General features: G+C 46.2%; 13 protein-coding genes. 7 read left to right on the forward strand and 6 right to left on the reverse strand.

The window, feature by feature from the left end; genetic code table 11:
- Nucleotides 1-12: 12 nt before the first annotated feature.
- From QT994_RS10925 to QT994_RS10945, 5 genes are all read right to left on the reverse strand, one after another.
- A complete protein-coding gene (locus QT994_RS10925) occupies nucleotides 13-732 on the reverse strand; it encodes a carbonic anhydrase (protein ID WP_333174343.1) in 720 nt (239 codons plus the stop codon).
- Nucleotides 733-836: 104 nt separating this feature from the next.
- Nucleotides 837-2,696, reverse strand: coding sequence for an NAD(P)H-quinone oxidoreductase subunit F (locus tag QT994_RS10930; RefSeq protein WP_333174346.1), 1,860 nt, complete (start codon nucleotides 2,694-2,696; stop codon nucleotides 837-839).
- A 409-nt stretch (nucleotides 2,697-3,105) separates the two neighbouring features.
- The gene (locus QT994_RS10935; RefSeq protein WP_333174349.1) at nucleotides 3,106-4,098 is read right to left on the reverse strand and encodes a glycosyltransferase; all 993 of its coding nucleotides are present in this window, start codon (nucleotides 4,096-4,098) and stop codon (nucleotides 3,106-3,108) included.
- A 340-nt stretch (nucleotides 4,099-4,438) separates the two neighbouring features.
- The gene (gene mraY / locus QT994_RS10940; protein ID WP_333044029.1) at nucleotides 4,439-5,554 is read right to left on the reverse strand and encodes a phospho-N-acetylmuramoyl-pentapeptide-transferase; all 1,116 of its coding nucleotides are present in this window, start codon (nucleotides 5,552-5,554) and stop codon (nucleotides 4,439-4,441) included.
- 130 nt (nucleotides 5,555-5,684) lie between these two features.
- The gene (locus tag QT994_RS10945) at nucleotides 5,685-5,924 is read right to left on the reverse strand and encodes a DUF3134 domain-containing protein (RefSeq protein WP_333044030.1); all 240 of its coding nucleotides are present in this window, start codon (nucleotides 5,922-5,924) and stop codon (nucleotides 5,685-5,687) included.
- Nucleotides 5,925-6,357: 433 nt separating this feature from the next.
- On the opposite strand from QT994_RS10945, the gene QT994_RS10950 reads away from it, so the two are divergent.
- Nucleotides 6,358-8,034, forward strand: a complete 1,677-nt coding sequence (locus tag QT994_RS10950) for a glycosyltransferase family 4 protein (protein ID WP_333174352.1) — start codon at nucleotides 6,358-6,360, stop codon at nucleotides 8,032-8,034.
- Between the two features lie 148 nt (nucleotides 8,035-8,182).
- The gene (locus QT994_RS10955; protein ID WP_333174355.1) at nucleotides 8,183-8,767 is read left to right on the forward strand and encodes a PAP/fibrillin family protein; all 585 of its coding nucleotides are present in this window, start codon (nucleotides 8,183-8,185) and stop codon (nucleotides 8,765-8,767) included.
- Nucleotides 8,768-8,886: 119 nt separating this feature from the next.
- On the opposite strand, the gene QT994_RS10960 is transcribed toward QT994_RS10955, so the two are convergent.
- A complete protein-coding gene (locus tag QT994_RS10960) occupies nucleotides 8,887-9,126 on the reverse strand; it encodes a helix-turn-helix transcriptional regulator (protein ID WP_333174357.1) in 240 nt (79 codons plus the stop codon).
- A 164-nt stretch (nucleotides 9,127-9,290) separates the two neighbouring features.
- Here QT994_RS10960 and QT994_RS10965 point away from each other — a divergent pair, with 164 nt between their 5' ends.
- From QT994_RS10965 to QT994_RS10985, 5 genes are all read left to right on the forward strand, one after another.
- The gene (locus tag QT994_RS10965; RefSeq protein ID WP_333174360.1) at nucleotides 9,291-9,515 is read left to right on the forward strand and encodes a hypothetical protein; all 225 of its coding nucleotides are present in this window, start codon (nucleotides 9,291-9,293) and stop codon (nucleotides 9,513-9,515) included.
- 72 nt (nucleotides 9,516-9,587) lie between these two features.
- Entirely contained in the window at nucleotides 9,588-9,743 is a 156-nt protein-coding gene (locus tag QT994_RS10970) for a hypothetical protein (protein ID WP_333174363.1), read from the forward strand.
- Between the two features lie 164 nt (nucleotides 9,744-9,907).
- Nucleotides 9,908-10,162 (forward strand): type II toxin-antitoxin system ParD family antitoxin, encoded by a 255-nt coding sequence (locus QT994_RS10975; RefSeq protein WP_333155264.1) that lies wholly within the window; start codon nucleotides 9,908-9,910, stop codon nucleotides 10,160-10,162.
- Nucleotides 10,159-10,464, forward strand: a complete 306-nt coding sequence (locus QT994_RS10980; protein ID WP_333174366.1) for a type II toxin-antitoxin system RelE/ParE family toxin — start codon at nucleotides 10,159-10,161, stop codon at nucleotides 10,462-10,464. The genes QT994_RS10975 and QT994_RS10980 overlap by 4 nt, the downstream gene beginning before the upstream one ends.
- Nucleotides 10,465-10,675: 211 nt before the next feature.
- Complete coding sequence (locus QT994_RS10985) at nucleotides 10,676-11,491, forward strand: PD-(D/E)XK nuclease family protein (protein WP_333174367.1); 816 nt, start codon at nucleotides 10,676-10,678, stop codon at nucleotides 11,489-11,491.
- Nucleotides 11,492-11,635: the final 144 nt, after the last annotated feature.

Raw genomic sequence — 11,635 nt, forward strand, 5'->3', positions numbered from 1 at the left:
TCCCAAATTGCCTCACGACTCAGGAAGAATAGTGACTGTCCCCGTGTCTAAATCGTAGTATCCACCAACAACTTTCAGTTTCTTCTCTTCAATTAACTTAGAGATAACTGGAGACTCTTTCAACCTCTTAGCTTGCAGTATAACATTCGCTTTGATGGCATTTTCTAGACGATCGCCCGGTTGGTTTTTCGAGCTTTCTACAGCCGGCTTAATGGCGTCGATCAAACTGCTAATTTGACCGGGAACTTGATCTCCTTTGATGGTTGCGGTTACCGCACCGCATCTTTCATGCCCGACTACGATAAGCACTTTTGCTCCTAGTACCAGCGTGCCAAATTCCAGGCTGCCAATTTCTTCTGGGGTAGCCAAATTTCCGGCCACGCGACAGACAAATAAATCTCCAAATCCTTGATCGAAGATAATTTCCGAAGGAAAGCGGGAATCTGCACAGCCGAGAATACAAGCAAAGGGTTTTTGAGTTTTGGCCACTTCGGTGAGGCGCCCAAAGTCTTGGTGGGGATTTTGGCGTTTGCTCTCAACAAACCGTTTGTTTCCGTCGATTAACTTTTGCAGAGCTGCATCGGGAGTTGAGTCATTTTGAGCAATTACTGGTTCGGGTGCAGCCAACTCAGCGCCTGCTCGTGCTGCGAGTATCCCTGTACCAATAGCACCTGCGACAAATTTGAGGGAATTGCGCCGAGAAAGATTGAATTGTCTGTTCTTTGAGTTCATCTATGCTGCCTTATTTGAACGAGTTGGAAATCTTTGTTCAAGACTTCATATTTTTAAGATTTTAGATTAAAACGGTGACCTAAAATCTTAAATTTTAGATATTTTTACCCGCCTACAATCAGCGACAGGCGAGCTAGGAGTGGCCAGCTTATGAGCAGTCCCAAAAGTGCCACTCCGCACAGAATTGTCAAGGCGTAAAACTGAGTTTGACCGTTAACGTTGTATTTGAGGCTTTGCCCGCCGAAAACCGTTGCAAAACCGATTAAGTTCACGAATCCGTCAACAATATTGCGATCGACCCACGAGATAACTTGAGCAACTAGACCGACTGCAAATATCACTGTCACCCGGTAAAGTTGGGCAGTGTAAAAGTCGTAGGCAAAAAAGTCTTGCAAAGCTTGAGAACCAATTCGCACCGGTTTTTCCCATTTGTCGTTCAGGTAAACAAATGCTCCGGCACCGATGCCGATCGCCGTTGACAAAACTAGCAGTCCACTTGCGGTATAATTCAAGCTTGCCCCAGGCAATAAATGCCACGCAGCCAGCAAGTGGGGAACGTGCAAAGTAAAGCCCATTAAAACAGTCATCGGCAAGATAAAAGGCCAGTGAACTTCCGGCGAGCGTTCGGTCATTTGCTTTGGTTTGCCGCCAAAAACTAAACCGAAGACGCGCACCAACCCAAAAGCAGTGACGCCGTTTACAAACAGCACTATTCCTAACAAGAAAGGGTGAGCTTCCCAAAGCCCGGATGTGAAGTCTTCTAAAGCCCAGAAGCAGCCGAAGGGCGGCAGTCCCACCAATCCAGCGCTACCGACAATAAACGATATGGCCGATATCGGCCGCTTTCCCCACAAACCGCCGAGAGCTCGGACATCCTGAGTGATGCTGTTCCAAACTACCGAACCTATGCTCATCACCAGCAAACCCATTGCCAAGGTGTAGGCAAATATCAATGTCAGGGCTGTTTGGGCTTGTCCGGTGCCGACGGCGATAAATACTAAGCCCATGTAAGCGCTGACTATATAAGAAAGCGTGCGCTTGATGTCGATTTGGGCGATCGCAATTAATGAAGCACCCACCGCTGTCGCAGCACCCACAGCAATAGTTGCCGTCATCCCAATCGGCGACAAAGCAATCACCGGCTGCAACTTAATCAATATCCAAGCACCAGTTTCGACAACTACGGTGTTCCGCAAAATCGTCGCCGGCAGCGGGCCTTCCATCGCCTCATCCAGCCACAGGTGCAAGGGAAACTGAGCACACTTACCCATCGGGCCGGCAATCAAAGCTAAAGTCAGCAGTGTCGCTACAGTAGGGTCAAGCTTTGCAGTCTGAGCCCAAACGGCCAATTCGTCAAAGTTCCAAGTTCCAGCCAAAGGCAGAATTGCGACTACTCCCATCAGCAGGAATAAGTCACCCACGCGCTTTGTTAAAAAAGCATCGCGGGCTCCTGTCACCACCAAAGACTGATTGAACCACAGCCCGACTAGCAGGTAAGTGCCCAAAGTCAGAACTTCCAAAATCATGTAGCTGAAGAACAGGGAATTGCACAGTACCAAGCCGCACATCCCCGCTTCAAACAGCCCCATCAAGGAAAACAACCGAGCCCAGCCCCAGTCCATTTCCATGTAACCGAAAGCATAAATCTGCGCTAGCAAGTTCAGTCCGGTAATCAAAACTGTCGCGCCGACGGTGACAGCAGAGATTTCTACGGGAATGGTTAAATCTAAACCTGCTACATTCAGCCAGGGAATTAACTGATGTTGTGCCGGTTGGTTCCAGATAGCTGTGAGGGCGATGACGCCGTGTAGGAAAGCGAACAACGTTAATATGGCGTTCACATAACCGGATGGTCTTGGCCCGGTGCGACGGGTAACTGCCGGAAACCACAGTATCGACAGAACTCCGCCGATGAGTGGATAGCAAGGTATAAACCAAACCGTCTGGAGTAAGATTTGAGCCATTGGCATTACCTGTAAAGGTTACAAAAATTTAAAATTCTGAGAATAAATCCGATCGCGCTGACGACAGCACTCAAAAGCCACAAGGCAGAAGTAAAGAAAATTTTGGGGTTTGCCTCTGAGTTCCTTCCCGTCGTCAAACCGAGCGCATCAGAATCGACTTATTAATTTTATATTAAGTATTGCATTAAATTTTCATATTTCTGATTTAGCATATCTATATGCACCAATAAACTGCACTTATAGGTATTTATAGGCGCCGATTGTAGACAAACGAATCTTTGTCGATTTCACATCTTGCGCCCTTTTGATGAACAGGCAAGATGCCTGTTCCACAAAAATTCAATTTTTTTTGTGGGGAATAGGGGTTGGGCCGGAGTGCCCGCCCGTGAAAGGCTTATGTTGTAAAATATTAAAATCGCTCAATGTCCCAAGCTGATTCGGGAAGTTTGGCTTGGCGCTGTCCCATCGCCCTTGCCCTAACATTCACTAGACCGATCGGCGTACTAAACAAATCTACCAGATCCGCTCGGCCCATCCTCTTCGAGGGCTTCGCTAACGCACTTTTGGCAGCCGCAACCGGAAATTCCTTTAACAGCCATCTAGCCAGCCGATAAAAATATTCTTGTGCTGTCAATTCTCGCATCAAATCGACACCATAGAGTTCGTGCAAATATTTATTAGATTCGCCGTACCGATACCATTGACTTTGCAACTGTTTTATTGTAGAACGGTGGCGGTGTAGGACTATCGCATTTTCGGCAAAATACATTTTATAGGATGTTTCTCGCAAAATCCGCCAACACAAGTCAGCATCGCCGCCACTGGTGAGGTAAGGGCGAAATAATCCTATTTGTTGTAAAACTAGCCTCCGTACAGCTAAGTTGGCAGTTTGACCGTAGGGACAAAAAGGGTGAGTGAGAGTATGTTTTTGAGATAAAGTATTTTGGCGATCGGCGTGTTGTTCTAAGATAGTTTTACCGGGCAATGCGAGTATTTCCCCAGCGCTAATTCCTATTTCTAAGTCCACAAATGGCTTAACTAAATTTTCCAGCCAGTCAGATTCCGGGCGACAGTCTGCATCGGTAAATGCAATGATTTCGCCTGTGGATGCGCGAATTCCTTGATTGCGGGCGGCGTAGGAACTTTGAATCTGATTTTCGGTGAGGTGGCGAATGATTATTTGATTGAAATTGCTTCCTCCCCTTACCAAGGGGGGGTTAGAGGCTGCTGTTTGGAGGAGGGTTGAAGTGCGATCGCGACTTTTGTTGTCTACTAAGAGATATTCTACTCTGTGTGGCGGATAAGTTTGCGATCGCAGGCACTCGATCAACTCCGGCAAATCCATCTCGCCGTTGTAAACAGGCACAACCACCGAAACCTCCGGTAAAAACGTTTTAGTCATTCACAAACAACCGTAAACGATAGCATAACTAATATTGAGTAAGATTAAACGAACCGCAAAGGCGCTAAGGAGGCTAAAGAAGATAAAGAAGCAAATGTAGTTCTTCCTTCCTCCTATAAGCCTCTTCGCGGTTCTTCAAATAATTAAAAAGCCTTACTAAGTTCCCTTGCATTAACTGGGGGTATAAATTGTCAAAATTATAACTTCCGAGCCTTAAACAGGCAAGATGCCTGTTCCACAATAACTTAATGCAGTTGTGGAACAGGCATCTTGCCTGTTTCTTTCCAATAGTAGAAAATATCTCTTACATTCCCTGTGCAATCCGTCACGCAATCCCTTCTCAACTGTTTCTAGTCAACATCAAAATCATTAACACTAACACCCCGTTTGTTAAATAAAAAATGCCCACAACCTGAGTTTCCAACCAGCCGCACAGTTCTAGATGATGATGGAGTGGAGCCATTCTTAACAGACGCTTGCCGATTCCATCAGGCCCTTTTGTAGCTTTGTAATAACCTACTTGAGCAATTACTGACAGCGTTTCAATAAAGAAAATCCCGCTGATAATTAATAATATCCAAAGGCTATTTGTTAATAGAGCTACCGCACCCAAAGCACCGCCTAAAGCTAAAGCACCTGTATCGCCCATAAACACCTTGGCTGGATTGCGGTTGTGTGCTAAGAAACCGAGACAACTGCCGCTGGTGCAGGCGCAAAACAGCATTAATTCTGGCGAAGTTGAGGCTACAGATGCGCCCAATCCCAAAAGTGCGATCGCCCCCAAACCTCCCATCAACCCGTCAACGCCGTCAGTAATATTAGTAGCGTTGCTTTCAGCTACCAGCACAAAACCCGCCAGCGGCCAAAACAGAAAACCTAAAGGCAATACCCAACCGAAAGGCAAAGCAATGCTGGTAGAAATACCTGGTTCGCGGAACATCAACCACAGACAAAATAGAGCTGCAAAACCTGTTTGCAAAGCCAATTTCATCCGAGGTGAAATACCTTTATTCGACTTAAGGCGCAGAATTTGCCAGTCGTCTATCCAGCCGATGAAACCGTAAGCTAAAGTTAAAGCCGATACGGCAACAACATCTGAGTTAAATCTAGACCAAAGCAAAGCAACTGCGACTCCTGCAGGCACAAAAAAGATGCCTCCCATTGTCGGCGTTCCCGCCTTTTTTAAATGAGCTTGGGGGCCGTCTTCGCGAATTATTTGTCCTGCTTTTAGTTGCTGGAGTAAAGGCACAACTACACAGCCCACACCCGATGCAACTACAGCACAAACAGCTAGTGGCATAAATAGCGATGCAGGCGTATTTAAAAGTCTACCCGCTGCTACATCTAAACCGATCGCTACAATGCCGAGCCCCAAACCCAGCAGCAGGAATAAATTCCTGCCTGTAAGTTTGAAAGGCATACTCAAAGGGATTTTCTCATCCAAAAAGTTATCCATAACACTCCTCACCACACACTATTTGAGAATAAGCAATTGAAAATTGGGGAATAGGGTGGCATACAGGAGACTGAGAAATCTCTTAGTTTTTCTTCCCTGTTTCCGGTTGATTTCTTCACCCTTCTACCAGTTATTCTTCGCCTACACTCACATCATCTTCTACTTCTTCTTCTAAATCATCGTAAGGACTGTCGTCAACTGCCATCAGTTCCGAAATTTCTTCTTCGTGGAGATAGTCGGGTTCTTGGACATCCCTTGCTAACAGGCGATTGTTAGATTCCAACCAGTCTAAAAGAGAAGATTGCTGCTTTAATGGAATTACATCCGCAGGCAAGTGGCGAGGTATTTGACGCAGAGATGGGTTGTACATGATTCTTGGTTTTTAAAGACAAAGACGCGATCGAGTAGAGCGAATATTAGGCTGACTGACTTGCTGACTGAGTGACTGACGGATACTGTGATCAAGCACTTGCAAATCGGGGACTTAGCAAGGCTAAAGCATTATACCACAAGCTCCGTTTGGTTCCGGATGGGATAAGATGGGAGACCGAAAAGGCGATCGCCCCAATCATGGGCCTCAGAATAACACTAAAATCCGCTCTTGCCAATCCTTCTTTAGCCGTAAGCATAGTCATCCTAAACGATCGTCTATTAAGATATCGCGGGACACGCGACGATCCTATTCTGCAAGCTTCGCTAACGGCAAGGCGTTGATTCACAACGGTCTCCTGGTTTTTGCATCAAAGCCTGAGCCCGAATGCCCTCTGGCTTCTTCAGTCAACTCTCAAGCAATAAATCTCAGAATGGATATAACGGCAGCGATTTTATACAACAAAGAGGGTTACCACACCGGAGGGCAAAAACTTCTGGGGCGACATTCAGCCGGAGAAGGGTTTCTCAAAAGCTTAGTCCAACACGGAACCGCTGACTCTCTCTACTGTTGCGCCGATAGCGAAACAACCTTTAAGGAGTTTTGTTCGCACATCCAACCTTGGCTGCAAAAACCTCGGAAAGTCCGCTGGATTCCGATGGAACGACCGGATTTGCTATCTCAACCGGGCACAATTTACCGACCCGATCCGGTTCTGTCGCAGATGGTTTGGGCGCGCAGATTTGTCGATCAGCGGGCCTACAGCGTTTGCGGCGTTACTCACACGATCGGTACAAAATACATCATGGAGGCGATCGGCGATTTGATCACCGCACCCATGCAGCCTTGGGACGCCCTGATCTGCACCTCTGCCGCCGTGAAAACAGCAGTAGAAGGAGTTATGAGGGAGTGGTCTGAATATTTAGCCCAGCGGAACGGCGGTAAACCGGAAATTTTGGTCAAATTCCCCGTTATTCCCCTAGGAGTGGATTGCAGCGCGTTTCCGCAGGGTGTGGAAGCAGTTAATAGTCGTCGCCAACTGCGGCAAGAACTCGGCATTTCTCCCGAAGATATTGTTGTGTTATTTGTCGGTCGATTGACTTTTTCTGCAAAAGCTCATCCGGTACCCATGTACCTCGCCCTAGAACGGGCATTACAACAGACAAAAGCCAAAATCCACTTAATTCAAGCCGGTTGGATCGAAGATCCGAGAGAAGAACCCGACTTTAAAAATAGCGCACAAATATTTTGTCCCTCGGTAAATGCTATTTTTTTAGATGGGAGAAAGCCCGAAATTAGAAGAAATATTTGGTCGGCGGCCGACATTTTCATTTCGCTTTCCGACAACATTCAAGAATCCTTCGGACTGACACCAATAGAAGCCATGGCGAACGGACTGCCGGCCATAGTCTCCGATTGGAACGGATACAAAGAATCTGTACGCCACGAAATAGACGGCTTCCGCATTCCCACACTCATCCCGCCGCCGGAATCTTGTTTAGATTTAGCCCTAAATTATCTTGACGGCAGCTTAAATTGGCCGACTTACATGGGTCACACTTCCCTCGCCACAGCAGTTGACATTGATGCTTGCACCCTGGCGTTGTGCCAATTAATTGAAAACCCCGAGTTGAGAAAGCGGATGGGGGAAAATGCGAGACAAAGGGCGAGGGAAACTTATGATTGGAAAGTAGTGATTGCTGCTTACGAACACTTGTGGCAGGAATTAGCAGAAATTCGCCTTGCGGCACCGGAGTCAGCACCTTTAAAACCTGGGAAGCCACCTTATCCCCTAGGCGACGATCCGTTTCGGGTATTGGGTAATTATGCGACTAGAAGTTTAAGCAATGAGATGATGCTGAGTCTGGGTGCGATCGCCACACCAGAACTTTTAAAGCAGGTACAGACAATTAGGTTTACCAGTTTTGGTGAGGATAGGAGAAGATCTGTTAGCATTCAGGGGGAGATATTGGATACAATTAAGCACGAAGGTGCGATCAGCGTTGGAGAAGTTATCCGACGCTACGTTAAAAACGAGCAAGAATTAGCCTACCTGTATCGGACTCTGCTTTATTTGGTGAAATTTGATATCTTAGTAATTAGTTCTTAGTCCTCGGCGATTAAAATCGCGTCTCCACAAACTTTCGTCCCTCTCGCTTGAAACTAAAGAGAATAGCGGTCTGACTTTGCCTCAAGTTCGATAATTAATCAGTGTATCCCTGTCAAAATCCGTGTCGTGCCTTCCTTCTTAAAAAATCATGCTTAGAAAATCTGCACTATTAGAGATAATTGCTGGTAAGAATCGCGGTTTGCTGGCGACTCCCAGCGACAAACAAGCGATTTTAAGCGCGATCGCCCAATTGGAAGATTACAACCCCACAACGCGCCCTGTCGAAGCTGGAGAGCTTTTAAATGGAGATTGGCGGTTATTGTACACCACCAGTCGCGCCCTGCTGAATCTTGACGGTTTTCCCTTGGTGAAATTGGGTTCAATTTATCAATCTATCCGCGTCAAAGAATCTAAAATTTACAACATTGCCGAACTTTACGGCTTGCCTTACTTAGAAGGAATTGTCAGCGTGGCTGCGACATTTGAGGCGACTTCGGAACGGCGGGTGCAGGTGAAGTTTGAGCGGTCAATTTTCGGTTTAAGCAGGTTGATTGGCTATGAATCTCCTGTCAAGTTTATCAATGAGATTGAATCGGGTAAAAAGTTCGCTGCTGTAGATTTCGGGTTCGATAGTCGCGAACAGCAGGGATGGTTGGATATTACTTATTTAGATAAGGATTTGCGGATCGGGCGCGGGAATGAAGGAAGTGTCTTTGTGTTGACAAAAGAGTGATTTTGTACTGTTGATGTGCAGGGTGATCGCAATTTCATCCGCGTTTATCCGCCTGCATCTGCGGTTGAAAAAATAAAATCTATTACTTTAACAAACAGTTCAAGACTGCATAAGTATTGTTACTCCGTCAGTTTTGTCTGTTCTTCCTTTTGCGTCGGCATTGACTTTCTGACAGCTAGGACCAACTCCGCTTCGCTACATCGATACAAATCTCGCATTCGGAATACTTGCCAAACTTCCATCTTTGGCAAGGTTCGGCTTTTTTCCCAGTTGCGAATTGAAGACTCCGCGCATTCTAGTTCCCGTGCTACGTCTAAGATTGTCAGCCCTGCACGTTCTCTCAAGGCTCTCAAATCCATAGCTGAATAAACCTTTCAATATAGCCAGTGTCAATATTTAGCGCTAAGTATTGACAGATAAGTAAAGTTTGGTGTTTAATCATAGTTGTAGAGGCGTTAGTCGATTTCCGCCAAGAGACTTACTAACGCCCTTTCCTGTAGTCCATAGAGGATACTAAACCATCATGCCACAAAACGGTTATCAACAGGGATTCTCCGCGAATCCTGGGGCGATCGCGTACCAAAAACGCCTTTACCCTTGGGCGATCGCCAAACTCATGCCCAGTATGCAGCGGGCGATTGTGGGGCGATTTCGCAGTCGATCGGATGCTGACGGACACTTGCTGTGTCTGCGTCAACTGATGCCTCAAGTAAAGTTTGTCGTAGTCTTTGACTTGCAGCCAGACTAAAAGTAGGGTCAAACCCCCGTGGTTGCCCCTCTAAGAGTAGGGTAGACACGGGGACATTACCCCTGCAAGTTGTTGACAATTCATCCAGGATTGCGAGCTCGGGAATGGGATTTTTCGGGTGCACTTGAGGGATTGCCAATTGCTTTACTGTCGCAGAGTTTAAAACTTTTGGGTGAGGAAAATGGGACGGTGGCGATGTGGCTTGCTCAACAAATTGGGAAGTTGTAGAGAAGTTGGCGAAAAGTGCGATCGCACGCGATTCACAATAATTTTTTCAAGCTCGACTCTAGGGCGGCCACAATCTCTGAGAATGTTGATATTTATGCTAAGCTAATCTACAAAAGATGTCACGATCGTGCAGTAACCTTTCTGTGATTTAAAGGAGCAAGTCAATGAATATTGTCTTAAAGCCGGAATACGAAGAGTTTATTCAAGCGGAAATTCAAAGCGGAAAATATGGCAGCGCTGAAGAACTAATTGGAGAAGCGATCGCACTTTTAAGAGAACGAAAACAACGCATCGAAGAACTTCGCCAGAAAATAGCAGTGGGAACTGCACAAATTGCTAAGGGACAAGTGACAGATGGAGAACTTGTGTTTGCCAAAATTCAAGAAAAGATCGATCGAAGAGAACAGTCAGGGGCATGAACAGTTATACATTTTCAGATGAAGCCGTCCGAGACTTGAATGAGATTTGTGAGTACATTGCTGGCAATAGTTCCAGGGCAGCCAGCGAGCTTTTTGATGTAATTCGTCAAAAATGTAAACTTGTCGCCGAATTTCCCAATATGGGCAAACGCTATGAGAGGTTATCCCCCAACTTGCGCGGATTTATTGTTAGGAATTATTTAATTTTTTATTACCCCAGATCGGACGGGATTGATATTGCTCGCGTGCTGCGGGGCGATCGAGACTTGGAATTATTGTTTTCAGAGTTAGGGGAAGGCTAATTAGCTTTGAAGATATCTGAACGGGCGATCGCACTTGGGAAAGCAAAGGGCGATTCCCTACGGGATAGCTACGCCGCGCGTACTCTCCCCCAAAAACGCGATCGCCCTAATTTATCTGCATTTATCTCCGTCCATCTGGCGACATCTGCGGTTACAAAAAGATCTATACCCCTTACCATCAAAAAAATATAAAATCTAAAATCATAAAAAAATGCTCCGACTCTCCCAAACCCAACTCAAAATCCTCGAAGAATGTCCCCGCAAATTCCAACACAGCTACCTCGAACTACTCGCCACCACCGCATCCCCAGAACACAAAGAAAAACTCACCTGGGGAAGCCACTTTCACCTATTGATGCAGCAGCGAGAACTCGGACTTCCCATTGAATTTATCATCCAACAAGACCCCGAATTGGGACGCTGTGTGGCAGCATTTATCAACACCGCACCCGAACTTTTCGCCAATTCAGAAAATAGCGATCGAGTTTTCCGCCAAGCCGAACACCCCCGCACCCTAATTTTCCAAGACTACCTATTCACCGTTATCTATGACTTGCTAATAGCAGAACCAAACGCCGCCCAAATTCTCGACTGGAAAACCTATCCCCGCCCTCAAAAGTCAAAATGGATAGCCGAAAGTTGGCAAACTCGCCTCTATTTATACGTCTTAGTAGAAACCAGCGATTATTCCCCCGAACAAGTTTCCATGACATACTGGTTCGTACAATTGCAAGGAGAAGAACCGCCGCAAAAACTCACATTTTATTACAACCAAACAGAACACGATCGCACAAAAAAAGATTTAACCCACCTATTGCAGGAGCTAACCGACTGGCGACAGCGCTATACCGAGGGCGGCGAATTCTTACCCCAAGTAGAAATTAGTTCCAATCTTTGCGATTCCTGTCAATTTGCCACTCGCTGCAACCGCACAACAGACACAAAAACTCCCTCACCTGATCTTCTCGCAGAAACTCCCATAGATTGGCTACCAAATCTTGCTATAATCGACGAAATATATATTTAACAGGACTACTGCAAAGTGTCACACGCGCGATCGATTTGTAGGGTGCGTCAGAGTTGCGTTATCACTGGATAATTAAGGATTTGATCCTGACGCACCTTACCATATATGCCACTCGCGTCACTCCTATTTAACATACAAATAAGC

Source organism: Microcoleus sp. S13_B4 (genome assembly GCF_036700885.1).
Taxonomy (GTDB): Bacteria; Cyanobacteriota; Cyanobacteriia; order Cyanobacteriales; family Microcoleaceae; genus Microcoleus.